Here is a 26,360-nt window from a genome sequence, read left to right as displayed (position 1 = left end):
TCCATGTATCAAGAATTTTTCGACACTTCCCTTACCAACCACTATTATATAACAGATCGAGGGAACTTTTCCAATCACATGATTGATCAGTCTCCAAACCCCTGAGTTAGAAATGGAGCCTCTGTTATACTCCGATACGTAATTTCTGCCCGGCAATCTCTATGGATGTTTCCATGTAACCGATGATTTGTGGAAGGGTGAAGACAGATAAAGGCTGCTGAATGTCTATAGGGTCATAGTCAAGGTCCCCTCTCAATAACGGGAGAAACTCTTCCAGCTCCACTCTGCTCACTTCCTCTATTTCAACATAATCAAACACTTCACGGAGTAGATGGGTGAATTCTTCTTTCAGATTATAGTGATGTATCAATTGGGCATTCAATCTTCTAAAATCCCGATGATATGCTTCATGCAGGGAGGGATCGGCTGTCAGTCGATTTTTCAGCCATGGCAAATAGAATCCCTGTAGCCATAAGTCATCGGCAATGAGGTGTGCTGCATACCCTGTGATAAATGGCGTGTGTTGACGGGAGGCGTACTTACCCCGAAACCCTTCATAATCGATTTCTCTTGAATGATCCTCTACATCTCCTGTATAAAAGTGGCTTCTATCTTTGTAAGTGACGGCATCCGGAGCGATCCCCCCAATGACAAACGATGCTTTATTTTCACACCTGAATTTGGCTGCAAGTTGATAAGCGATAATACTATGCATCACCCTCGACCCCATATTAAAAGCCCTCCCCTCTTTGTTTATGCACCCAATCATCGATCCTTGCTTCCACTTCTTTATCCATAGAATCACCAAGATCCCTCTTCATCCGTTCCCCTGCCCACGCAATATAGGAGGTCAGTTTCCCGATCGATCCCCGTTTCGATTTATAGCCTTCTTTCCAGCCGGTTATAAAAGAGTGAAGCACTTCTTCCGAAAAGTATTGCCCTCCATGAATTTCTAGTATTGATAATGTTCTGGCCAGATCAAAACGGTAATCACCCAAAGCGAAATTTGTCCAGTCAATGATCCCTCTTTCAGAAAGCATGACGTTCAAAGGATGATAATCAAGATGGAGATATGAACGATCCCCCGTATTCAAGTGGATAAACAGCTCCTTTTCCGCAGGGGTTTCAGCTGTCAGCCAGTCCCCTTCACCTGATGGTTCAAAGTTCAGGGGGAGACGATGTAACGCAGCCTGCATCTCTCCGAATTCACCCCCTATCACATGTGCATCCCCCGGCCTCTCGAGCAGATGCTGAACCACTGTTTTTCCATCGACCCAGTCCAATACCATCACAGCATACCTGTCCACTTCCTTGACCTGATGGACGATTGGGACGGGCATCCCCTCCTCCCGCATCACTTCCATAATTTTCTGTTCTTTTCGACATTGATGAAGCTGGCCGCTTCCTACCAATCTGACAGCAAGTGACCTGCCACATTTCCTGCTGACTTTCCATACAATGCTCGCCGTTCCATTAGATATTGAAGTGAAGGACTCCACTTCACCAACTTTCAATTCTTTTAGAATTCCCTGAATATTCACCTGTTGGTTCCTCACAGATTCCCCTCCCTGAAACAATAGTTCAATCATTCTCTGTCAGATGTCTTTCCATATACTTACTTCTGATTATATAGATTTCCGCGGTAATTATAGGATGATTCTAAAAATTCCATAAAATAATGAGATTCCCTCTTACAATTCAAAATATAAAGTGTATAATGGGGTTAATAACTTAGAAAGTTTCACGATCTTGAAATTGAGATTCTCGTATAAGATTCCTGCAACAGATCTTATCCAATTTCGTATCCCTCCTTCTTCGTTATTAAAGTTGGGAGCTGATGAGAGAATGAAAAATAATCTATCAAGACGGTCCATTGAAAACCTTAGTATTCAAAGCGCATATGATTTTTGCGATTCTATCGGGATCAAACCCACTATAACGAATCTATCCTTAATCACCGGATTCTCGGATGAAAGAATTCTAGAAATAATCGAAGCAAATTATTGTGAAAATCCTCTTACCAAAGAAGGCTAAGCTCTACAAGCATCGTATTTCCCTATCATATTCTCCAAACTCTTCTCTCTCATGTATATTGAATTGCCACCACTGTCGAACACCAATTTTTCGTCAATCACTTTCAATTTATGCGATTAGAACAGACTTTCAACTATATTTACACCAAAAGGCAACCCCATTTTTAGGAGTTGCCTTTTCTTTTCTTATAAAACATTAAAGTATCTCGCTTCCGGATGGGCAAATACCATGGCTGTTACTGATGCTTCCGGTTCCATCATGCATCCGTCCGTCAATTGGATACCGATTTTCTCCGGTTGAAGCAGTTTGAACAGCTTCTTCTGATCATCAAGTTCGGGACAGGCAGGATAGCCAAATGAAAATCGCTGACCTTGGTAGTGGGTCCTGAACCGGTCTTGAATCGTCATATCCACCGGATCCGGGAATCCCCAGCGGCTCCTCATCATTTCATGGACCCTTTCAGCCAAGCCTTCTGCCGTTTCCAATGCCAGCGCCTGTAATGCATGACTTTCCAAAAATCTGCCTTCCTGCTTGAGTTCAGCTGCCCACTGTCTGATCTTTACACCTGCGGTAACGGCAAAAAAGCCGACATAATCCATTTCTCCACTATCAACAGATCGTAAATAATCTGCCAAACATAAATGCTGGTTTCCTTTTTGTCTCGGAAAGTGAAAGCGTTCGATCTCGACAGAGAAATCTTCCGGATGATAAACGATCACATCATCCCCATCAGACTGTGCAGGAAAGAACTGATAACGGGCCGATGCCTGAATCATGCCTTTTCTTTTTGCACTTTGAAATAATTCATCTACCATGTTTTTCAATCCGACAGTACGTTCATCTCTTTCTTCCAACAATCTGCTGATTTTTCCTTTGATCCCAAGATGATGACCAAGGAGCATTTGTTGATTGATGTACGGCTGGATTTGATCAAGGGAAAAACCGTTGATGGTATGTGGATCAAGGTCTGAAGGTACATGAACCCTAACGTCCTTTGATACATCCGATTTGACCTTGAGCGCTACGCTGGAATCTGTCTGGTCCACTGTTTCCTCGCTTATTGAAAGTTTACTGAGCTTTTCCCTGCTTTCTTCTTCATACTGCTGCCTGGTTTCTTCATGCTGGATTCCGTTCATGATAGAAAGACCATCCATTGCATCTTTTGCATATAGCACTAGACCGTCATATTCACGACCGATTTTGCCAGTGGTGAATTTTCGGGTCAACGCTGCTCCTCCTACTACAAGGGGAACGGAAATATCCGACTGCTTCAGATCCTGGGCAGTGATGACCATTTGCTGGGCAGACTTTACAAGCAAGCCTGATAAACCGACAATATCCGGCTTTTCTTCACGGATGACCTCGATCAACTGCTGTGGCGTCACCTTGATACCCAGGTCAATGACGTTATAGCCATTATTGCTGAGAATAATGTCTACCAGGTTTTTCCCGATATCATGAACATCACCTTTTACCGTAGCCAGGATTACTTTCCCTTTTGAAGAGGAATGTTCATTTTGTTCCATATGCGGTTCCAGATGTGCAACCGAAGCCTTCATCACTTCTGCACTTTGTAATACTTCTGCGACGATCAGTTGATTGTCATTGAATAATCTGCCGACTTCACTCATTCCTTCCATGAGCGGACCATTAATGATATCAAGGGGGGCTTCATATTGTTCAAGGGCCAGGTCAAGGTCTTGCAGCAGTCCTTCCTTCGTTCCTTCCACCACGTAATGTGCAAGCCGCTCCTCAAGGCTCATCGTATTGACGGGAACTTTGACTTCTTTCTTTTTCCCACGATAAAATGCAGTAAATTCAGCCAGGGTAGCATCTGTCGTCTCAAATAACAGTTTCTCGGCAAGCTTCACTTCTTTTTCCGGGATGGAAGCAAACCTCTCCAGCTTTTCCGTATTCACAATCGCGTAATCAAGGCCAGCCTTTGTACAGTGATAAAGATATACCGCATTGAGAACCTCCCTTCCGACTGGCGGGAGACCAAACGAAACGTTACTCACCCCCAATATATGAGGGCATTCAGGCAAGATTTCCTTGATCCGCCTGATCCCTTCTACAGTTGCATTGGCAGATCCGATATATTGCTGATCACCTGTGCCGACAGGGAAGACGAGGGGATCGAAAATGATATCTTCAGACGCGATGCCATACTTCTCGGTTAAGAGCTGATGAGACCGGACAGCGATGTCCACTTTTCTTTCAGCAGATACCCCCATCCCTTTCTCATCAATCGTTCCGACCACTACCGCGGCCCCGTACTGCTTCATGAGCTCTGCAACCTTCTCGAACCGCTCTTCCCCGTCCTCGAGGTTGATTGAATTGATGATCACTTTCCCCTGAGAATATTTCAATGCTGTCTCAAGCACCTTTTCATCAGTCGAATCTATAACGAGGGGAACTTTCACCTTCTTTACAACCTCTTGAATAAATTGATCCATATCTTCCTCTTCTTCACGATCGGGATCGGCAAGACAAATATCGATCACCTGTGCCCCATTCTTTACTTGAGCCCGGGCAATCTCTGATGCCTCTTCAATCTTCCCTTCTGCTATCAGTCTCTTGAATTTGCGTGAACCGATGACATTGGTCCGTTCACCTACTAGAATCGGCCTTCTGTCTTCATCCTCGTAAACAAATGCTTCAATCCCAGAAACGGCATGAGGATGGGAGACGTTTGGCCTTCGTGGAGGAAAATTCTTCACGGCTTCTGAAAGGGCAGAGATATGTTCAGGCGTCGTACCGCAGCAGCCTCCAACAAGGTTCAACCAGCCTTTCTCGGCAAAACCTTTCATTTTCACACTTAATGACTCGGCCGTTTCATTATAATTACCCTCTTCGTCCGGTAATCCTGCATTGGGATAGCAACTAACATAGGATGTGGCGAGATTCGATAAAGTCCTGATATGGTCACGCATGAACTCAGGGCCCGTCGCACAATTCAGGCCAACCACCAATGGATTTAAATGCTCCAGGGAAATATAAAATGATTCGATATTCTGACCGGCCAGTGTCGTTCCCATTGGCTCAATCGTACCTGATAATAAGATGGGAATCTCGATCCCCCTTGATGCAAATGCCGATCGTATTCCGAGATTCGCGGCTTTCACATTTAAGGCATCCTGACTTGTTTCAAGGAGCAGCACATCCACTCCCCCGTCAAGGAGGCCTTCGGCTTGAATGCGATAATTCTCTGTCAGCTCGTCAAAACTGATCCCCCCTGTAACCGATAGTGTCTTGGTTGTGGGGCCGAGGGACCCGGCGACAAATCTGGGCCATTCAGGTGTAGTAACAGCATCTGCTGCATTCCTGGCTATTTCTGCTGCCACCCGGTTGATTTCATACGCCTTATAGCCAAGATCATATTCATCAAGCACGACAGGCGTTGCACCAAATGTATTCGTTTCAATCACATCAGCCCCTGCCTTCAGGTATTCTGAATGTATGCGGTGAATGACTTCCGGAGCTGTCAATACAAGGTTTTCATTACACCCTTCAAACGCTTCCCCGCCAAAATCTTCAGGGGATAGATTGGCCTGCTGAAGCATTGTTCCCATCGCCCCATCAAGGACAAGTATTTTCTTTCTCAGTTGTTCTTCAAATAATGTGATGGCCATAGGGAACCTCTCTTTCTGCATTGAGTTGTTGGATATGCTGGATCAATTCGATACTCATGTCGTATCTTACAAATGGTGTGATAAGATAAATCCCGTTGAATAATTCAAGTGCTGTTTCAAGCAGGTCTTTGGCCATTTCCATTCCGACCGACCTTGTTATGACAGGATCAGCACCCGCTTCTTTCATTCTTCTCCTTGTTTCTTCAGGAACGTTGATGCCCGGTACTTCATGATGAAGAAACTCGGCATTTCTAGAACTGATCAGAGGCATGATCCCGATGAAGATGGGAATGTCCAGATGCTTCGTAGCTTCGTGAATTTGCATCAGCTGATTCCTTCCAAAGACCGGCTGAGAAATGAAATAATCTGCACCGGCCTTCTTTTTCTTTTCCAGTCTTTTAACAGAAGCGTCCAGATGTCGGAAATTCGGATTGAATGCAGCCCCCACCGAGAATCTTGTTTTCTCCCTTAATGATTTACCCGAAAAAGATAAACCTTCATTATTCTGTTTAATCAACTCTATGAGTTCAAGGGAAGATAAATCATACACTGAAGCCGCTCCCGGAAAATCCCCGATCTTTGCAGGGTCACCGGTGATTGCGAGTATGTTATGGATGCCAAGCGTATGAAGCCCCATCAGGTGGGATTGAAGTCCGATCAAGTTCCGGTCCCGGCACGTAATATGAACGAGCGGGGTAAGGTCATATTTCGAGTGGATCAGATTCCCAATGGCATCATTGCTGATACGAGGTGAGGCAAGCGGATTATCAGCAAGGGTCAACGCATCGATTCCTGCCTCCTTCAAAGCCTTCGCCCCTTGAAAAAACAATGTGGTATCGAGATGTTTCGGCGGATCGAGTTCCACAATGATTGTTTTCTTTTCCTTCACTTGTTCATGAAGCAGTTTCCCCCTGATTGCTGGTGAAGAAATTTCCACGGCTTTTTTTCTTTTCACCACTTTTTCAGTCACCGGTTCCCTGCTCTTTAATTTTTCGGCAACAGACCGGATATGGTCGGGTGTTGTACCGCAACAGCCGCCGATGATCCTTGCCCCCTGCAGCCTCAGTTCATTACTGATATCCCCGAAATACCCCGGTTCAGCAGAATAATAGAAGCGGCCTTCTTCATAGTTCGGGAGACTTGCATTCGGATAAACCGATAAGAAAGCTGTTTTCGGTAATGGGACCTCTTCCAGTGAGTTGACCATATGAAACGGTCCCATTCGGCAGTTTATTCCTGCGACATCCGCTCCGAGTAACTCCAGCTGCTTCAGCGCTTCCCCTACCTCCATGCCATTTTGCAGCACACCGGTTTCATGAAGGGAAACTTGTGCAACCACAGGGATGTCTGCTTCACGTTTGGCAATTTTCAATACAGTTGTCAATTCTTCAAAGTCATAATACGTTTCAAGCAAGAGCCCGTCGACGCCCTCCAATAATAAACAATAAAGCTGTTCCCGAAAGCTTCTTTTGATTTCCTCCAAGGGGACATTTTGCTTGATCCCCCGGATCCCGCCGACGGTGCCAAGAACGTATGTGTCCTGACCTGCTGCTTTTCTGGCAAGACGGACCGCCGCAGTGTTTATTTCCTTCACAGAGTCCTCAAGGCCGTACCTTGACAGCTTCTGATAGTTCGCTCCGTACGTATTCGTTTGAATGATATCGGCTCCAGCTTCGATATATTCCCTGTGAACCTTTACCACTTCATTCGGATGAGACAGATTCAACTCTTCAAAGCATCGGTCCACTCCGTATGAGTACAGCAGGGTCCCGATCGCCCCGTCTGCGATCAGTATCTTTTCTTTCAGTGCATCCAGTAACGGTTTCAACACATTCCCTCCTTCTCTATAAATTAATGACGCTGTTTCCTTTATTTCTATTTAAACTGTCCAGCCCCTGTTCAAGGTCTTTTATAAGCTCCTCGGCGTTCTCAAGCCCTACCGAGAGCCTCAATAATCCATCGGTGATTCCCCGCCTTTCCCTTTCTGCTTTCGGCATAGAGGCGTGGGACATCCTGCTAGGGTAGGAAAGGATCGATTCGACCGCCCCGAGGCTTACTGCAAAAACAGGTATATTGATATTCTCTATGAATCTTTTTACCTCTTCTTCTCCCTTTAACTTAAACGAAAGCACCGCTCCCGGACCTTCTGATTGGCGAATCTGAATCTCCCGTCCAGGATGATAGCTCAAACCTGGATAGTAGACTTCCTCGACTTCTTTTCTTTTCTCCAGAAACGTAGCGATCTTATAAGCCGATTCTGACGATTCCTTCAATCGTACATGAAGTGTTTTCAAACCTCTCAACAAAAGCCAGCAGTCCTGTGCACCCAATACGGCACCAAATGAATTTTGCAGGAAGGAAAGCTTCTCTGCAATTTCTTCACTTCCCGTCACAGCAAGGCCCGCCAGAACGTCGCTATGTCCGGCAAGGAATTTTGTTGCACTGTGCAGCACAACATCCACACCCAGGGAGATCGGCCTTTGAAGAAGGGGCGTCATGAATGTGTTATCCAGGAATGTCATACATCCATTCGCCCTTGCCAGCTTCACTACCCCTTGTATATCCGTGATGTTCAGGAGTGGATTCGATGGTGTCTCCATATAAATCACTTTTGTGTTTTCTTTGATTGAACAGGCGACTTCATGAAGATCTTTCATGTTTACGAACGAATAGTCTATGCCGAATTTGGTCAGGACTTCTGTGATCATGCGATAAGTTCCTCCATAAACTTCTTCAGATACAAGCACATGATCACCGCTCGATAATAATAAAAAGCTTGTTGAGATGGCCGCCATTCCCGATGAAAAGGCAAAGCCCCTCACGCCACCTTCAAGCTCAGCGATGGTTTCTTCCACTGTTTCCCTTGTCGGGTTTCCTGATCGGCTGTAGTCGTACTTGCCGTACTGATCAAAATCCTGTTGATGAAATGTGGTGGCATGATGTAACGGTGTTGAAACTGCCCCTGTTTCTTTATGGATACCGTGGGAATGGATGAGTGACGTCTGAATTGAAAATGGTTTTTTACTCATACGTATGCACCTCTTTTTCCAATTGATGAAAAACATTCTCCAAATCCTCGATTAAGTCGTCGATATGCTCGATTCCTACTGAAAATCTTAACAGCCGGTTACAAATGCCCAATTTGTTTCGTTCGTCTTCCGGAATATCCGCATGCGTCTGGGTGGCTGGATAGGTGATGAAACTTTCCACGCCGCCGAGACTTTCTGCAAACGTAATGACCTTTAACCTTTGAAGGAACGGGGAGACCCATTCTTCTTTTTCAAGGCGGAAAGAAAGCATGCCTCCCCTTCCCGGATACAGTACGTCCGTTACACACCGGTGTTCTTCAAGATAGCGGGCAAGTGCACGGGCATTTTCCTCATGTTGGCGCATTCTGAGGCTGAGTGTTTTCATCCCCCTCAGTAACAGCCAACAATCAAAGGGTGCCAACACCGATCCGATTGAATTTTGGATCGTATAGATTTTTTCAGCGAGCTCCCTGGACTGTACGATCACTGCCCCCGCCAATACATCATTATGTCCGCCCAGATACTTGGTGGCGCTGTGGACCACTATATCTGCCCCATCTGTTAATGGCTTCTGCAGAACCGGAGTATAAAACGTATTGTCTACGATCAGAAGTAACCCATTATCCTGCGCAAAGTGTGCAACTTCCGAAATATCAGCTTCATTCATCAACGGGTTGGTAGGCGTTTCAAGAAAAATCGCCCTCGTCCTTCCGTTCACTTTATTGGTGATGGCTGCAATATCACTTGTATCTACAAAATGAAAGATCATATCATACTGCTTCTCATATTGAGTAAATAAACGGTAACTGCCGCCATAGAGATCTTTCGAGACAACCAGTTCGTCCCCTGAAGAGAAAAGGCACAAAACGGCCTGAATCGCTGCCATCCCTGAACTGAAGGCAAATCCACCATAACCTTCTTCCAGTCCGGCCAACACATCCTCTAACGTGGCTCTCGTCGGATTCCCTGTTCTTGAATAATCATAACCGGTCGATTGCCCGATTCCCTTATGTTCATAAGCGGTCGATAAATGAATGGGCGGACTCACCGCTCCCGTAGCAGGGTCCTTCCGGTTACCCGCTTGAACAAGCAACGTTTCAATATGTTTACTCACGTTCATTCTCTCCTTTTCTTCCACTGAAATCGAAAAGGGAAAAAACAAAAAACCTTCTTATAAAATAAGAAGGTTTTGTCTATTCTTTCTCCCTCTTATCGTCCAAGTTGACATCAACTTGCTGGAATTAGCACCATACCTGTAACTGCGGCTGGTTGCTGAGGTGTCGTCGGGCCAGTCCCTCTACCTCTCTAGATAAGAAATTATTTGATTGTGTGAAGTTTAACTTTCTCATACTTTATAACAAGTAAGCATGGCTGTCAATGAAAAGTGAGAATTTTTAAAAAAGAAACGCAATTACTTTTTATTCGCTATGACTCACAACCGGTCATTTAACAGAACAAACTTTAGATCAATGTGGAATGTTCTCATTGAATCTTCCACACCATGCATTTGGTAATTCATTCCATACTTATGCTTTTTCACACTGCTGGTTAGCAACGTTTATTGAACACCAAGGATGTGATCCCCTAAGGTTTAAAACATTCGTTGGTTTACGTCCCATGGAAATGGTGTATACACATAGAAGAATCTTACAAAATTGACAGGAGTGATGAAGGTGAAAGGTGTTACATTTCAAGGAAAAGAAAAAATGGTCGTGAAAGAAGTAGAGGACCCTGCCATTCAAGAACGAACAGATATGATTGTGAGAATTACGGCTAGTGGCATATGTGGTTCTGATCTTCATCTTTATAAAGGAGGGATCGAGCCTGAGAAGGATTACGTGGTTGGTCATGAACCGATGGGAATCGTAGAAGAGGTCGGACCTGACGTAAAAACACTGAAAAAAGGAGACCGCGTCGTTATCCCTTTCAACATTGGCTGTGGAAGCTGCTTTTTCTGCGAGAACCAGATGGAGAGTCAATGCGATGAGTCCAACCCTCATGGTGAGGTAGGGGGTCTGTTCGGTTTCACTGAAATGAACGGGGGATATCCCGGAGGTCAGGCTCAGTACTTACGCGTTCCTTATGCCGATTTCACATCATTCAAAGTCCCTGAATCAAGTCAGTTGGAAGATGAAAGCGTCCTGTTTCTGTCAGATGTCATCCCTACCGCCTTTTGGAGTGTAGAGCACAGTGGCGTCAAAAAAGGAGATACGGTCATCGTACTTGGGAGTGGGCCGATTGGATTGATGGCACAGAAATTCGCTAAATTGAAAGGTGCCGAAAGGGTCATCGCTGTCGACCAGGTCGATCACCGTCTTGATCATGCGAAACGGACCAATCAAGTGGACATCTATAATTTCAAAAACTATGAAGATATCGGCTCCCTTTTACATGAAGATACAAAGGGCGGTGCTGATGTTGTGATTGATTGTGTAGGGATGGATGGAACCGTCCAGCCAAATGAAACATTCGGTTCTGAGTTCGATAATCAGTTCGGGACAATCAGCCCGATTAAAACCGCTTCACAAGCCGTCCGTAAATTTGGGACTGTTCAGTTGACCGGCGTGTATGCAACGGAAGCCAACCGCTTCCCATTGGGAGATTTCTTCAGCCGAAATGTTTCTTTGAAAATGGGACAGGCACCTGTCATCCACCTGATGCCCAAACTATATGATATGATCGAGAACAATGAATTTGATCCTACAGACATCATCACCCATGTCCTGCCGCTGGAAGATGCCGCAAAAGGATATGATATTTTTGATAAGAAAGCGGATGGAAATATCAAAGTCATTCTTAAACCATAAATAAAGAGCCGCATCTTTCCCCGGATGCGGCTCTTTCCTGATCACATGCCAATTCTTTCTCTGATTTCCTTCATGAATGGAGTGATCTTTTCCCTCGCCCGTTCCGCTCCTCTTTGTAAAATCCGGTCGATTTCGTGCGGATTGGCCATCAATTCGTTATATCTGGACCTTGGTTTCTCTAAGTAGGAATCCATCACTTGAAACAGCTCTGATTTGGCTTCACCCCATCCGATTCCTGAATGATACTTTTCCTTCATGACAGCCGCTTGTTCAGGAGTTGAAAATTCTTTATATAAGGAAAAAATGATCGATGTGTCAGGATCTTTCGGTTCTTCAGGCAATGAAGAATCTGTTTTGATTTTATTGATTAATTTCTTCAGCTTTTTCGGTTCCTCAAATAGAGGTATCGTATTATTATAGCTTTTGCTCATTTTCCGGCCGTCCAATCCTGGTATGACAGCCGTATCTTCTTCTATGACATACTCTGGCAGAGTGAATGTTTCCCCGTAGACTTTATTGAAATTCTCAGCGATGTCCCGTGCAATTTCCACGTGCTGGACCTGATCTTTTCCCACCGGGACCAATTCTGTTTGAAAGAGGAGGATGTCTGCGGCCATCAGGATCGGATACGTGAACACCCCCATATTCACTCCATGATCGGACTCCCGGCCGGCAACGGCATTTTCTTCCACGATCGATTTGTAGGCATGGGCACGGTTCAATAATCCTTTCGGAGCAAAACATGCAAGTATCCAGCTTAACTCGAAGATTTCCGGAATATCCGATTGCCTGTAAAAGATCGACCTTTCTGGATCCAGGCCGAGTGCCAACCATGCAGCTGCCACACCGTAGGAAAGATCCTTCATTTCATCCCGGTCATGTATCTTTGTAAGACCGTGATAATCGGCTACGAAATAAGCTGTTTCATAGGTCTCGTAATCTGCAAGCTTCATGGCGGGTTTGATGGCGCCGATGTAATTTCCCAGGTGAATGCGTCCGGTTGGCTTGATGCCGGTCAGTACTTGTTTTTTCATAGCGATTCCCCTCTCTTTATGTTTTCAGGAACACAAAAAGGGCTCCCCGTCCTTATAAAAAGGACGAGAAACCCGTGGTGCCACCTTCATTCGTTTGCAATTTCGCAAACGCACTTGTCATGTACTGGAGTTCAACTCCGATACACTTGCCCTTTTATCGGTGGGCCGGATCCGCCAAAGCCTACTTATGTTCGGCATGGATGCTCAGAAGTCCATTCACCGGGTTTCCTACACTGATTCCCACCTGCCATCAGCTCTCTTCAGTATTCCGACCGGTTACTTCTCTTCATCATTGCATATCCATATACAACTGTTTCCATTATTTTAATGTATGGGAAAATAATGGTCAATAGGCAATTGCTTATTTTTACAGTTCTTTCGTAGACAACGGAAGGAAAAGCTTGATGCCCCTTTTATTGAAGGGAAGGAATTTCATATCCCCTATCAAATGACTTGCGTACCCTGTCACACACGCCTCAAATACACCGTCTATCATGAGGGAAGCCTCTAAGTAATGGGCCACAATTCCGTAATAAAGGATACCAAGGATCGAGTGGGTATAGCTTCTGTGAGAAACGAAGGAAGCGATGAAGATGAATAGTCCGATCAACCATAACCAGGTTTCATCCAACTGCCATCCGCAGGCGGTCACTCCAATACCTGTGATTGTCAGCATCCTTCTTTGTGTAATGAATGCTGAAAGGATCATCATGCCGGCACCATATCCAATGCCGAGCCATCGTTCCCTTCCAAAGCCCTCAAGATAGCTGTACACCATCATAAGAAACCCGATGATCTGCGCCACTGCCTTTATCATGGAGGAAGAGAAAGTCAGTTTGTTGCTGAGTTTCCCATCAATATCCATATCTGGCATAAGGGCAGAGATCCCTCCGATCGTGACGAGTGTCGCTGTGATGCCGGGATCTGAACCGAATGAATTGGCCACGGTAAATCCTGTTGCTGCTCCGATTGCCATATGTGCTGTGCCGTTCAATTGAGTCCCCCTATTTCCACCGATTGGTATGTACTAAATGAATATCATACCCTTTTTCACTCCTCTATGACCATGGGCAGGAAGAATCACTTTCTTAAAGAAACTGGGAAATGCGTTTATGTACTTCTAACAAATAGGATTTTTCATGGGGTACGAAATGGTGAAACCCTACTTTTCGTCCGAGGAATTTCTTTTCCCCTTCCCCGTTTATTTCAAAGCCTTCCACGAAGATTTCCTCTATCACTTCAAGGAGCAGGTCCTTAAAATCTTTTAATGTAGACCGAAAGATGCCTGATACTTCTTCCAATTGGAGATGAAATTCACCATAATCGACAGGTTTTGAATAAAGGAACAGATGGGTGATTTCCCTGTCGATCATGCCTGGTTGATGAAGTTCCCCCTTCAGCTTGCCAAGTGGCTGCAGAAGATGAAAGGGAATGTCTAGACCCAACTCTTCATGAAGCTCCCTGACACCGTCTTCAATCGTTTCTGAAGCCAGCAGGTGTCCTGCCGCTGTGATATCAAGCAGGCCAGGATAATCCTTTTTGCCCTTACTTCTCAATTGGAAATAAATATAGGTTTCTTTTGCCGCCTCATCGAAATGGGTAATCCAGCAGTGGAAGGTTTCATGCCAATATCCTTTGCGATGGACTTCTGCCCTGCTTGCTGCACCCCGCTCATTTCCGTTTTCATCAAATATTTTTAACTTCTCGTCTTCCATCGCTAACCCTCCTGTCATTCCTTGACTTTCTCCAAGAACTTTTTGACCTCAATCAAATCATCCACAACAATATCGGCTTCAGCTAATTCATGTGCCTGGGAGAAATCAAATGCGCATCCGACGGAAAGAAACTGATTCGCGTGTGCCGCCATAAAATCTGAAAGTCTATCACCAATCACCATTCCATAAGACAGTTGATGTTCCTCCTTGATACTCCGGATCAATTCACCTTTATCCCCCGATTGAATACTCTGGATGCTGTAATAATCTGATATCCATCTGCCCAGCCTGTAATGCTCTACGATTGCCTTTAAGTACTTGGGCTGTCCATTACTGGCAATATAAATTGGGTATCCTCTTTGTGATAAGTATTCAAACAGGTCAGCAGCGTGTGGATACAGCGAACCGTTTCCTCTGTATATATTTTCAATCAATCGTTCGTGAAAAATTTCGTTCATCGTCTTCCTCACATCCACCGGGTGATGGGGAAGCAGTGTGCCCCAGACGACGGGAAGGGGCACACCCATTATCTCTTTATATTCATCCAATGGCGCCGCCCCCTTCCACATCCCTTGGTCTCGCAGATACTGAAAGGCATCTTGTAATGCGTTTTCAAGAATCCGGTTCGTTTGAAAAATTGTTCCATCCATGTCAAATATCATTGCTGCTTTCATGCGTACTCTCCTTTAATCCCAGTCATTCAATTCTACTTTGAACGATCTGTTCTTACATATTAAATGACTTGTCCTATCCATTTCCTTATCATATCAAATTCCGCCGCTTTGCAGAACGGGAAGGGGCTTTTTATCAACCAGAACCGCCTGGAATGATGCCGATCACCCTTTGTGAAGACAGGGTGATAATGATATGTATCCTGACGAAAACAAAAATAAGACACACGAGGCTTCTCCCCGGTGCCTTTAGCATTTTCCATTCTCTTGGTACCTTGTCTGTTCTTCATTATGAGGCGTTCGGCAGATAAAAAAAGACGGTCAGCATCATGCCGATCAATGAGAAGATAACAATACTGAGCGCCACAGATTTTCTGGATTTTGAAACATGCCTCATTTTTAAAATGTTCAAAAATGTCATGACCAGCAGTGAAAAGATAAACAAAGCAATAAACAGGAGCTCGCTCATGAACAATCCCTTTCTTTAAGAGAGGTGGTTACATCTTCAATATATGAGAACACTTTACCATATTTTCATTTTCAATCAAAATGTTTTCCTCCCCTATAAACATTTCTATTAAAAAGGGTGTTTTCGTAAACATTGTGGCTTTTTGACAAGCGAGATGCGGTTGATTGCAGCGAGAGATGCTCGCTTTCCGCGGGGATGGCGGTGAGCCTCCTCGGACTTCGTCCTGCGGGGTCTCACCCACTGGCTTTGCGTAACTTCCAAAAAAAGTAATTATATATCAAGTAAGCGCTGTAGTTCTTTATTCTTTTGGCACGTTGATAGATAGACAAACACAAAAAAAGCTCCTATTGTAGATATGTTGAGCGTTTGTTCCCAAAAACAAACTATCTACAAAGGAGCACCAAATTAACCTCATTATGATAACTCAAAAATCAGTCATTAGTCAATGTTTATCGTTATTACCTACCGAGGGTTTGGCTTGTCCACTTTTAAATTACAATAATAAAAAGCTTTCGATTGAACAGTTAGTCAAAATTTTTGTTACGGCTCAATTGGATAAATGGGGATCGTATCCTGAATTTGACACCCAAATGCAAGCGAACCAGGACTTTATGAATGACATTGGAATCGAGAGTATAAGTAGTTCTCAACTAAGTAGAAGGATAAACGAATTAGATACCACTATTCTACAAACTCTTTTTTTCAAAGTTCTCAATAACCTAAAGCCCTATATGCACTCATTTTCAGGCCTTCCGAATATCGGAAAACTTCATATTGTTGATGCGACCCATATTAAGCTACCGCCTGTATTGTCTGAATGGGCCTATGTCACCAAGGGTTGGAACGTTGTCAAAATGCACACCCGTCTGGTGGTGGCCTCACCGGATGTATATTATCCCGATAAAATTGTCCCTTCAACGGGAAAGCTTCAGATCATGAAGGGGGAGAATTCTTAATCGAATCAAGCGATGCCACCTATGTGATGGATCGTGGATATATGGATAAAATCAGGATGAATCAATGGATTAAAAACAACATTAAATTCGTGATTCGATTAAAGAATGATATTCGCATACAAGTCGAGGAAGAGCGTGAAATCCCTGAAGGGAGTCGGGATCAAATCTTAAGAGATGCCAAAGTAATATTAGGTGTAGAAAAGAAAATGGAGCCGGTACGATTAGTGGAATATCAGGATGAGAATGGAAAAGTGTATAAAGTAGCTACGACAAGATGGGACTTAACGCCAAGTGAGATCGCAGACATCTATAAAAACCGTTGGATCATTGAAATATTTTTTAAGTGGATCAAACAATCTCTAAGATTTGTGAATGTTTGGAGTACCAAACCGAAAGGCATCTGGAACCAAATGTTTATCGCAATGATTACCTATATTCTTACTTTGATGGTGAAGTTGAAGACGAAATCTCAAAAAAGTATGTTGTCTATCCTTAGACATATTCAGATTTACCTCCATCGGACATGGGGGGACCTCCAAGCTGCCTTGGACTACACACCAAAAAGAACTTCGAGAGGCAGGCAGAAGATCCCCGACAAACCTCCAAAAGAAGTAGATTTTGGATCCGTCGCTCTCATCGTCAAGCAAAGAAAGAAACAGGTTAAAAGGATGATAAAATAATATTACAAAAAATGGGAACAAACAATAATCTTATATAGAGTTTCTCTTTTTTGTTCCCACAGGTAAAACAAACTGTAATATTTTTACTTAAATTGAAATTGATTTACACTTATGCAAAGCCAGTGGGTCTCACCTGTCCATCAGTTCCCGCAGGAGTCGAGCATCTGCAGCGAGAATCAACCATCGAAGATAAAAACCAAAAATCAATTTAACTAACTGCTTATTCATCTTCTGAATAGTAGTGATAAATTTAATTCAGGTTCATTGCCCTTGATTCGATGATTTATTAAGCAGTCTCAAATTACTGAAGATGCTCACATTAACGTCTAATAATAGCAACCATCTATACGAAAAGAGCCATTAAAAATAATAAGAAAGCCACCCTGGTGTACTTTTCAAGACCCATTGCCATATTGGTAATTGATCAAATGATTCCATCGTAAGCTTCGCACTGTCTTCCATATCTTCGTTTATCAACGCTTCCAGCTTGAGGGCCACTTCAGCATCCTGGATGATTGCATTGCTTTCATCATTCAAGTGAAAACTTCTCGAATCCCAATTAGCCGTCCCCACGTCCGCCCACTGATGATCGATGATGATTACTTTTCCATGAAAGAAGCCTTTTTGATATAAATAGAAGTTAACGCCGCTAGTTAATAATTCTTCTTCAATGGCGTAACTCGGAGGTTTTGTAAACCATGCATCTGTATCATCGGGTACGAGTACATTTACTTTCACCCCCCTTTCCACTGCATCCTTCAATGCAGAAACAAGGTTTTCATCGGGGATGAAATAAGGGGTCGTGATGGTCACGCTCTCTTCTGCCCGATTGATCCATCCGACTGTTTTATCAACCAGCCCCTCCCCTGATGAAAAGAGGAACTTCACCGGGCTGCCTGACTCTTTGAAAGGTGATTCAGGCGGCAATGGATAAGGGATGTGCCCGCCACCGTCTTCTTTCCAGTCCATCGCGAACTGCCTGGATATTTCATAAACTGCGCTTCCGTTCAAGCGGAGATGGTAGTCTCTCCAATAGCCCAGATTCGGGTCTTTGCCCAAATACTCCTCCCCCATATTGAAGCCCCCTATGTAGCCGATCTGCTGATCGATGGAGATGAGCCGGCGGTGGTTACGATGATGCAGGGAATAGGAGATGTTTTGAATCCTTGCAGGCCTGCTTTTTAACACATACACACCGCCCTCTCTCAGTTTCTTTACTGTACTCTCCCGAATATCCGATCCCAGAAAATCCACCGATAATCTGACATCGACTCCCCTCTGGGCTTTTTCAATCAGCAGATCAAATAACTCGTTTGCAATTGAATCATCCCTGATGATGAAAAAGTGGATCCAAATATGTTCCTCTGCAGCCTTACAATCTTCGAATAATGCTTCATAGAAGCTTTCTCCGGTTTTGAAGATGCTGATGTCGGCGTTACGGGTCGCCGTTTCTCTGATGGGATGGGATTCACCAAATTGCTTCACCCCGTTTTTCACATCCACGTGCATGATCACGATGAATATCCCCAACAGACAGACAGTCAGCAGGATGCCTATTAACCCTTTTTTCACCACCAGAACCCACCACCTTCGTATGTAGTGTTATTCTTTGGTTTCCGGGCCCGGGTTATTCCTTTACTGGGGAATATGGATTTTTTTAACAGGCTGTTTTCGTCAACATTGTGGCTTTTAAACAAGCGAGGTGCGGTTGATTGTAGCGAGAGATGCTCATATTAGCGTTAAATAATAGCAACAATCTATGCGAAAAGAGCCTTTTAATACTAGCTAAAGGCCGTAACAATAAGATTCACCAAGAAAAAAATCCGAACAGGTACATCAGCCCCGTTCGGATTTTTTCGTGCCATAGCTCATTCGTATTGAGATGGTTCCAACCGTTGTGGAGAGGCGCTGCACGAAAATCAGCAGCTGGAAACCAAACCACATTTTTAATAGGAGATCTTAGAGTTGTACCGTCTACTATTGCCGTCTTTTGTTGATGACAATCACTGAATAAATGTATTTAACAATCACGAAGAGAGATCCTCCGATAAATGCACCCAGCGTATTCATGATCCAGTCATCTATATCTGTCGCCCTTCCCAGCGGCAGGTAGTATTGGGCAAATTCTATCCCGCAGGAAAACATCGCCCCTAAAAAAGTGACCATGACGACAAGCTGCCTGGAATGCCGTAACCACCAGGATAGAAAAAAGGTAAACGGGATAAACAATAAAATGTTTGCCGACAAATTCCTGATCGGGACATCCAGGTGATTTCGATAAACCAGGTTCAATTTCAGGTTTGAAAAGGGATCGAAATTCACTGACCCGTCGGCGACATTTCCGGAAGTTACGGGTATTAATGTGATCAAACAAATCGCACCCGCCGAAATAAATGTAAATATGATAGGGAGCAGGTTCATCCATCTTCCCTTTCCCCTTCTTTTCTTCCAAAAGGAAACCGCAAAGATAAGGGAGATTGTCACCAACAAGAGAATCGGGATGACCCAGCTAAAAGCGCTCCATAATTCTTTCATAACTGCTAATCCTACTTTCATTTTTTGCTGCATGATTGTACATGTTCGGGAAAACGATGAAGTATGACGCCGTTCCTCTGAACATTGTCAAGTCGTTCAGGGCAGCTTCCCCACCCGTTACGCTTTCTTTTTGAATCTGAATAGTAGTACACCAACCATGATGGCAAAGCATACGGAGAAAATTGTTCCCCTCCATATTTCACCCTCAGAATATGAATTGACGACCCAAATCAGTATAAATAGGGTGATACTAATATCAATGATCAACAACCCTTTGTTTTTTCGAATGAATCCTCACCTGCTGCTTTCCATCTGTTCTGTTTCTTTTAGTTTATCATATTCCTTCTTTACTGCTCCATCGGGTCTGAACCTGGCCATGCAGCATTCCCCTGCATAGCGGCCGTTTCGTACGATGGAGCCATGTTTGAAGCCTTCAACTTCAAAGCCTAATCGCTCATAAAGCGCTTTTGCCCTCTGATTGGCGTCAATGACCGTCAATTCGATTCTTTCAAGCATCAACCAGTTATCTGCCAGATCGATTGCATGATGAATCAGCGCTGTACCGATGCCCCGGTTATGATACTGTTCATCTATGAAAAGGAAAAGTGTGCCGGTATGTGCACGCCGGCCAAGACCTTGAGTCAGCCCACACAGACCAACGACGACACCGTCTATCTCTGCAACAAAATCATGCTGATTTGGTGCCGGGCTCTTCAACCTGCTTTCAAACTTCTCAACCCTCAAGCTTGGCAACGCAATGATATTGGGCAATACAGTTTTTTGACGCATGATTTCCACGATTCTTCCTGCATCACTTACTTCAATCGGCCGGATATTCATAATAAACGCTCCTTCATCCATTTTTATCATTATAATCCTTATCAACCTTATTTTGGAATGAAAAATAAGGGATTTGTTCACAGAAAAAAAGAATCACCCATTAAATCAGTGATTCTCCTTGTATCCTCAATTATTCAGAGCCTTCTTTAATCAGGATTTTCATATCCTCAACCATTTCATCGTAAGGGACATCGCTGTTTCCACTGTACGTTTTGACGACCGTTCCTTCCTGATTGACAAGGTAGAAACTTGTTCCGTGGATCATTTGATCAGAATTCGGGTCATCTGCCACGATAGAACGGAAAGAATGTTCAGCGAGATCTTTCACTTCATTAAACTCATAACCTGTGAGCAAATCCCATTTGCTTGTGTCTGCTTCAAAGCCTGATATATATTCCTTCAACACTTCCGGTGTATCTTTTTCTGGATCAACACTGAACGAAACGATTCTGTAATCCTCCACACCTTCTTCTTTCAGCTTGGCTTGTAGCTTTGCTAAATTAAACGTCATTGGGGGGCATACGGTTTCACAGCTGGTGAATACAAAATCAGCGATCCATACTTGACCATTTAAGTCTTTTAAACTGACTTTCTCGTTGTTTTGATTCGTATAGGAAAAATCCTTCACGTCATAATCTGTTTCTGCTTGGAAGTCACTGTTGCTGCAACCTGCAAGGAGAATCCCGATGATGGTCATCACCACAATGAATGATTTGGTTTTTAACATCTTTATCTCCTCCGAATATATGTATCTATACCATTCTATGTTAGTAAAGTGTAGAGAAAAAAACAATTCCCCCCTAAGAAGATTCATTGTCTATTTTGTGAATGTGCTCCTTCCAATCCAATCTGATAGGCTCCCAAAGCACCTGCAAAGGATCCCCTCATGGGAAAGTGTGGGGTATATGCCAGCATCGATTGAAATTGGGAGAGGTCTTCCCTTAATGACGGGATGTATTCTACCGCTCCCCCAACGAAGACGAAGTCCTTTATCTGAAAGGTTTTCGCTGCCTGTGAGGCAAGGAGGATAATGGTTTCTCCAATCATATTCGACAGTGCCCTCAGTTTGTCTGCATGAGATGAATTCATGCTCATTTTACCAAAGTTGGCTGCCGTCAACTGAGGGTCCACTGGTGAATCCCCCTTAGTATAAACATCCTTCACAAGTAGGTCCACATTTCCCCTCACTCCTTTATCCGACAGGGCGACGAGGTCATGAAAGTCAGTGATTCCCGTCAGCATTGAACCAAGCCCTAAGAAAGTCCCACCTCCCATGCCACTTCCAAACAATCTTTCAGGGCCATTTTCGTCTACTGCGATAAAAGACGTGCCTGTGCCGATATTTATGAGCAAATAGTGATACGCATCATTCTTTTCCGCTGCCATCAGCTGAACCGTCCCTTTGTGCACTGCGTCAAATTCATTCACGACTGCAACGTCCTGAGAGAGACTTCTCCATTGATCAGCCCGGCCTCCTGTGACGAAAAACCTGTGCTGTGGCGCGAGGATCCTGATCCAGTTCTCCAATTCATGTTGGTGATCGCCACGGAATGTCTTATAATGAAGTTTTCCCCTTTCTTCGTAAACGATTTTGGTCAATGTTCCGCCTGCATCGATCCCGAGGACACCCATTATTCCCGTTCCTTCATTTTCCGTTTAGAAAATAAGTAATGAAGAATGTATCCATGAATAACCATGATAGTAACAAAAGCAAGGAAATAATAGAATACCCCCATTACGCCATCCGTCATATCCTCAGTCAACAACCACCAGACGGATGCAAAGAGCAGGAACAGGAATTGAAGAAGAACCCCTTCCAGAAACGGCTTTTTATATGTATTAAAATCCAACAGCCGCTTCCAGCTCCAGCCGATTGCCACCACGGCCGAAACGAATAATATCAATATATAAATACTAATTTTCATGCAGACCTCCCCCTCCTGTTTACTACCTTCTATGTTATTCAAATTCTTTGGAAATTGAAAGGAAAATGCGATATTCCTTTCACATCCATCACCTATCCTCTTTCTTATAACGATACGCATTGAAATGTTTAATATCTACCTTGACCATTGTTTGATTTAAAGAGGATTCTGTCAGGTAAAATTTATTTTCCTTTTTTTCCAACTCTCGAAATGCCTGGGGATGCTTCCTGAACCATGTTTCCCCAACATCCAATAAATCCATTTCCTTCGTCAGACCGTTTTGATAGACGGAAGTGATTTCTTTTTCTATTGCCTGTTGTAAAGCCTTCTTCATTTCACCGTATGGGATATCAGCAATTTTCTCCAGCATTTCCGCCTCTACATCCACTTCTAACGAAAACGCCGAGAACTCCGTTTTGGATTTAAGATATTTCACCTTCATTTTATTTACCGATAGATCAAACGTAGACATTAACTCCCCGTCTTGATAGAGGGGAAAGTAGATTGCACTGTTTTTATTCCGCAGCCAATATACCATCATCGCATCTTTGGCAGGAAGATCCCCTTTTAACTCTTCCCCTTGAAACACACTGTACCCATCAAGATAGAGAGAAGTGATCTTTTCTGACGCCTGCCATGCGTCATGATCTAATTTGACTGTCGGCAGGAATGCACTACCCATCGGTTCATAATATTCCCGCAGGAAATGCATCAAGTTTGTCGGCTCAATGTCATTTTTAATCTTTTCTAATTTCTCACTCGTCAGCAAGACAGTATAGACAGGGGGATAATCAAAAAGCCCCTTCGCGCTTAACACTTCTTCCATATCTTCATCGGTTACAAGGATTTCAAGACTGGGTCTTAAAGAATAATTTCTACCGACATCCTCCAAAACTTCTTTGAATTTATACGTCAATATGTTTTTGGAAATGACAATCGTTTTGGTGTGACCAAAAAAAAGCGGGGGCCGGGATAATCTGAACAGTTTGCTGATTGCCAGATTCATGGTCTTCCCTTTTGCCTTGCCGATTAAGGTTGGAATCGGCTCCTGAGATTTGCTTCCTTCCTGCTTTGCCACGTTTGCAAAGTTCAACCCTTGTAGATATACCGTATACTCATCGTTCTCATCATCATAATCCAATCCGATTGTTACAATATAGGCCAAATCTTGAATGTTCTTGGATCCCGTACAACCTGCACAAACGAAAATGACCAGAAAGAATGCGACCAGCTTCCCATTTTTTGTATATTTGTTCATCCTATGGCCTTCCTTTCCGCGTTTCGTCTTCAGGAGCTGTCGAAGACGTCCGATTCTTATACAGTTGAATCGGTAGTCTGAAAAAAGACCTGAGCGTATCATACCAGCTGAGCGGGGCGACGGTCCCCAGATACGGGGCACCAAATGACGATAGGGTAGATAAATAAATAACAGATAAAATGAACATCATCACCACACCGAATAAACCAAAGAAGGTGCTGACAAGCAGGACAAGGAACCTCAAAATCGTCGTACCGTGCTTCAACGATTGATTGACGAGAGTAAACGAAGAAACATAGGTGATGGCCCCAATTACAAGCATCGTCGGGGATGTCAATCCCGCACGGATCGCCGCATCACCGACGATTAAGCCACCCAAGACGGAGACTGTTTGACCAATTGCCCTGGGAAGCCTGACACCTGCTTCATTGAAGAACTCAAACAGGAACAGGATGATGAACATTTCGACCGGTGCGGATAATGGAAGACCGAATCTAGACATGGAAATCGTGGCGACGAGAAGATAAGGAATCTGTTCGATATTAAAAGCAGAGAAAGCGACCCATAAGCCGGGAAGGAATGCAGAGATGGTAATGCCCACCATCCGGATGAGCCTTTCCATTGACACATATACATAATTGATGCTCGCATCCTCTGGTGATTTCGTCTGCAACAGTAAGCTGACCGGTGCGATGGAAACAGTCGGGAATCCATCCACAATCAAGGCAAACCTTCCCTGGTTTATGGAATCGACGATAAAATCCGGTCTTCCCGTATAATCAAAACTTGTAAAGATTGAGTATGGATTGTCATCGAGCAGGGACTCAAGCTGTTGGTTACCGGTTATGACATCAATATCGACCTTAGACAGCCTGGCGTATAACTCTTCCAACACCTTTTTATCGATGACATCCTCCAGATAAACGATAGCTATTTCTGTATGGGAACGTGTGCCTACACAATACTTTTCCACACAAAGGGAAGGAGTCGCTAATCTTCTTCTGATCAATGAAATATTGGTATTCAGATCTTCAACGAATCCATCTTTCGGTCCCCGGATGGACGTTTCAAGGGCCGACTCTTCCGGGAGTCGTTTCGGGACATCCCCTGCATGGATGGAGAGGATTCTTTCACCGATAAAGAAAAGCACACACCCTGAAAATAGCGAGTTTTGGACATCTTCCATCGATTGACCGGAAAGATCGATCGCCTGAAAAACACTCTTCATTTTATTGACAAAGTGCTCATGATCTGTGTCCTCTAACTTCGAGAGGATATATTGATCTAAATAATGAGAATCCACCAAAGAATAAAAATAAACGAGAGTCATCTTTTGTTCAGCAAAAAAATGAGGCTTGATCATTAAATCATGACTTGAAATAAACAGGTCCCTTATTTCATCAAGTATGTTCGTTCCTTGTTCAGCCCGATTCTCTTCTTTCATTTTTTTCTTCATCGCGTACACCCTTTACTTTAGAAATCGGATCATGATGGCAGAAATGATGGTTTGTACAATAAAAAGGATTACGGTAAGCGGAAAAAACACTTTAAATAGGAAGTGGTAAAATTCATATGTATCCACATTGATTTGTACAAGACAGAAAAACACAATAAATAATGGAACGAGGATTTTTAAGGATTGACGGTAATCATACCTCCTATTATTCACGAGGAGGGTCGCTAATAAAAACATAAACAGACTGATTCTGATTAGTGCTCCGCTTAACCATTGGTATAGGGCAAAGAAATCAAGATGGGTGATGAATTCTCCTATTGATAGTATCCTCCACTGTTCGTAGGCTGGGTATCGGAGAAAAACAGACTCCTCCGGCCCGAATTCCATGATTGAGGCAGATAGAGGACCAAGCATCAACCCAGCGAAAATCAAGCCGAGGACGATGATGTGATGCAGCTTTATTTTCCCTTCGCTATACGGTTGGATCAGGACAATCAGGTATATTTCGAGAAGTCCACTTAATACATAGATACTTCCTTTCATCGCCGGGGCATACCCATCACTGAATATCGGAAACAATAGGCTGGGGTCTTTCAAGTTCGTGTTGGTGAGCGCAATAAAAATACCAAAGATCATGACCAAAGGTAAAAGAATGCCGCTTGCGATCGCCATATGCTTGATACCAGCCCATGTAATCAAAAAGCAAATGAAGAAAATTCCTCCCGTGACGATGAAGGGAGGAACATCTGTTAAAAAATAGGCGCTCAGCCATAGTATTAAATCAACGAAGGTAATGTATGCACTTGAAAATAAAAATAAACAGACAGGGATAGAGAATAGAAGAACTGCCCATCTAGGCCACTTCCTCTGAAGGAGATGAAAGAACCCCTCAGAGGACGAATGTTTAACAATATAGTATATCAATAACGACATAGCGATCAGAATCGGATAAGCAATCAATATGCTCACCCATCCGTCCCTTCCCGCTGCCCGAAGGATGCTCGGTATCAGCATGACGTGATTTAACAAACCTGTTGAAAGAATCAACAATAATAACAATTGCCTTGGAATTAAGATAGGTCGGATACTCTTCATAAGAACTCTCCACTTTTTAACGTATTACTCTAATTATTTCCATGTTCAATTTAATCTATCCCCTGCATATTCTCATTCCAAAAACAGGTCAAATCCTGACTGTGATTGAGTCCATTTCATCAACTTACAACAGACAGGAGCTTCACCCCTGATCAGTGTATGGGATAGGATCCAACAACCTCTAATTTCATATCAAAAAACCGAACGAATTCGAATCCACTGAA

22 protein-coding genes, 1 riboswitch and 1 other annotated feature are annotated in these 26,360 nt (G+C 43.7%); of the genes, 2 read left to right on the top strand and 20 right to left on the bottom strand.

Annotated elements, in window-relative coordinates; translation table 11 throughout:
* Positions 1-124 precede the first annotated feature (124 nt).
* From KH172YL63_RS08695 to KH172YL63_RS08670, 6 genes are all read right to left on the bottom strand, one after another.
* On the bottom strand, positions 125-715 hold the full coding sequence (locus KH172YL63_RS08695) for a hydrolase (RefSeq protein WP_232066151.1): 591 nt from the start codon (positions 713-715) through the stop codon (positions 125-127).
* 16 nt (positions 716-731) lie between these two features.
* Complete coding sequence (locus tag KH172YL63_RS21545) at positions 732-1,556, bottom strand: phosphotransferase family protein (RefSeq protein WP_197747089.1); 825 nt, start codon at positions 1,554-1,556, stop codon at positions 732-734.
* A 663-nt stretch (positions 1,557-2,219) separates the two neighbouring features.
* Positions 2,220-5,666, bottom strand: a complete 3,447-nt coding sequence (gene metH, locus KH172YL63_RS08685; protein WP_173105735.1) for a methionine synthase — start codon at positions 5,664-5,666, stop codon at positions 2,220-2,222.
* A complete protein-coding gene (locus KH172YL63_RS08680; protein ID WP_173105734.1) occupies positions 5,647-7,494 on the bottom strand; it encodes a bifunctional homocysteine S-methyltransferase/methylenetetrahydrofolate reductase in 1,848 nt (615 codons plus the stop codon). The genes metH and KH172YL63_RS08680 overlap by 20 nt, the downstream gene beginning before the upstream one ends.
* Positions 7,495-7,510: 16 nt before the next feature.
* Positions 7,511-8,695 (bottom strand): cystathionine beta-lyase, encoded by a 1,185-nt coding sequence (gene metC, locus KH172YL63_RS08675; protein WP_173105733.1) that lies wholly within the window; start codon positions 8,693-8,695, stop codon positions 7,511-7,513.
* On the bottom strand, positions 8,688-9,815 hold the full coding sequence (locus KH172YL63_RS08670; protein WP_173105732.1) for a methionine biosynthesis PLP-dependent protein: 1,128 nt from the start codon (positions 9,813-9,815) through the stop codon (positions 8,688-8,690). Before KH172YL63_RS08670 ends, metC begins: the two co-directional genes overlap by 8 nt.
* 86 nt (positions 9,816-9,901) lie before the next feature.
* Positions 9,902-10,011, bottom strand: a riboswitch (SAM riboswitch).
* Positions 10,012-10,368: 357 nt separating this feature from the next.
* On the opposite strand from KH172YL63_RS08670, the gene KH172YL63_RS08665 reads away from it, so the two are divergent.
* Positions 10,369-11,502, top strand: a complete 1,134-nt coding sequence (locus tag KH172YL63_RS08665; RefSeq protein ID WP_173105731.1) for a zinc-dependent alcohol dehydrogenase — start codon at positions 10,369-10,371, stop codon at positions 11,500-11,502.
* A gap of 41 nt (positions 11,503-11,543) precedes the next feature.
* Here the strand turns inward: KH172YL63_RS08665 and KH172YL63_RS08660 are convergent, their stop codons facing one another.
* From KH172YL63_RS08660 to KH172YL63_RS08640, 5 genes are all read right to left on the bottom strand, one after another.
* Positions 11,544-12,536 carry a tryptophan--tRNA ligase gene (locus KH172YL63_RS08660; protein WP_173105730.1) on the bottom strand — a complete coding sequence of 331 codons (993 nt, stop codon included), beginning with the start codon at positions 12,534-12,536 and terminating at the stop codon, positions 11,544-11,546.
* Positions 12,537-12,592: 56 nt separating this feature from the next.
* Positions 12,593-12,838 (bottom strand) — a binding site (T-box leader).
* 65 nt (positions 12,839-12,903) lie between these two features.
* A complete protein-coding gene (locus tag KH172YL63_RS08655) occupies positions 12,904-13,530 on the bottom strand; it encodes a metal-dependent hydrolase (RefSeq protein WP_173105729.1) in 627 nt (208 codons plus the stop codon).
* A gap of 94 nt (positions 13,531-13,624) precedes the next feature.
* Positions 13,625-14,251: an NUDIX hydrolase gene (locus tag KH172YL63_RS08650; protein ID WP_173105728.1), complete on the bottom strand. Its 627-nt coding sequence runs from the start codon at positions 14,249-14,251 to the stop codon at positions 13,625-13,627.
* Positions 14,252-14,265: 14 nt separating this feature from the next.
* Positions 14,266-14,925, bottom strand: a complete 660-nt coding sequence (locus KH172YL63_RS08645) for an HAD family hydrolase (RefSeq protein ID WP_173105727.1) — start codon at positions 14,923-14,925, stop codon at positions 14,266-14,268.
* A gap of 286 nt (positions 14,926-15,211) precedes the next feature.
* Entirely contained in the window at positions 15,212-15,391 is a 180-nt protein-coding gene (locus KH172YL63_RS08640; RefSeq protein ID WP_173105726.1) for a hypothetical protein, read from the bottom strand.
* A 955-nt stretch (positions 15,392-16,346) separates the two neighbouring features.
* Between KH172YL63_RS08640 and KH172YL63_RS08635 the strand changes: the two genes are divergently transcribed.
* The gene (locus tag KH172YL63_RS08635; RefSeq protein ID WP_173108099.1) at positions 16,347-17,027 is read left to right on the top strand and encodes a transposase; all 681 of its coding nucleotides are present in this window, start codon (positions 16,347-16,349) and stop codon (positions 17,025-17,027) included.
* A gap of 360 nt (positions 17,028-17,387) precedes the next feature.
* On the opposite strand, the gene cls is transcribed toward KH172YL63_RS08635, so the two are convergent.
* The 9 genes from cls to KH172YL63_RS08590 form a co-directional block, all read right to left on the bottom strand.
* Entirely contained in the window at positions 17,388-18,602 is a 1,215-nt protein-coding gene (cls, locus tag KH172YL63_RS08630) for a cardiolipin synthase (RefSeq protein ID WP_173105725.1), read from the bottom strand.
* A gap of 402 nt (positions 18,603-19,004) precedes the next feature.
* Positions 19,005-19,562: a VanZ family protein gene (locus KH172YL63_RS08625; RefSeq protein WP_173105724.1), complete on the bottom strand. Its 558-nt coding sequence runs from the start codon at positions 19,560-19,562 to the stop codon at positions 19,005-19,007.
* A 294-nt stretch (positions 19,563-19,856) separates the two neighbouring features.
* The gene (locus KH172YL63_RS08620) at positions 19,857-20,402 is read right to left on the bottom strand and encodes a GNAT family N-acetyltransferase (RefSeq protein WP_232066150.1); all 546 of its coding nucleotides are present in this window, start codon (positions 20,400-20,402) and stop codon (positions 19,857-19,859) included.
* A gap of 130 nt (positions 20,403-20,532) precedes the next feature.
* Positions 20,533-21,129: an SCO family protein gene (locus KH172YL63_RS08615; protein WP_173105723.1), complete on the bottom strand. Its 597-nt coding sequence runs from the start codon at positions 21,127-21,129 to the stop codon at positions 20,533-20,535.
* Positions 21,130-21,212: 83 nt separating this feature from the next.
* A complete protein-coding gene (locus tag KH172YL63_RS08610) occupies positions 21,213-22,034 on the bottom strand; it encodes an acetate and sugar kinases/Hsc70/actin family protein (RefSeq protein ID WP_173105722.1) in 822 nt (273 codons plus the stop codon).
* On the bottom strand, positions 22,034-22,327 hold the full coding sequence (locus KH172YL63_RS08605) for a hypothetical protein (protein WP_173105721.1): 294 nt from the start codon (positions 22,325-22,327) through the stop codon (positions 22,034-22,036). Before KH172YL63_RS08605 ends, KH172YL63_RS08610 begins: the two co-directional genes overlap by 1 nt.
* Positions 22,328-22,415: 88 nt before the next feature.
* On the bottom strand, positions 22,416-23,585 hold the full coding sequence (locus KH172YL63_RS08600; RefSeq protein WP_173105720.1) for a Ger(x)C family spore germination protein: 1,170 nt from the start codon (positions 23,583-23,585) through the stop codon (positions 22,416-22,418).
* Position 23,586: 1 nt separating this feature from the next.
* A complete protein-coding gene (locus tag KH172YL63_RS08595; RefSeq protein WP_232066149.1) occupies positions 23,587-25,041 on the bottom strand; it encodes a spore germination protein in 1,455 nt (484 codons plus the stop codon).
* Positions 25,042-25,053: 12 nt separating this feature from the next.
* The gene (locus KH172YL63_RS08590) at positions 25,054-26,136 is read right to left on the bottom strand and encodes an endospore germination permease (protein ID WP_173105719.1); all 1,083 of its coding nucleotides are present in this window, start codon (positions 26,134-26,136) and stop codon (positions 25,054-25,056) included.
* Between the last annotated feature and the right edge of the window lie 224 nt (positions 26,137-26,360).

The organism is Bacillus sp. KH172YL63 (assembly GCF_011398925.1).
Taxonomy (GTDB): domain Bacteria; phylum Bacillota; class Bacilli; order Bacillales; family Bacillaceae_B; genus Rossellomorea.
Note: the sequence above shows the minus strand (reverse complement) of the source record. Positions and strands in the feature narration are given on the sequence as shown.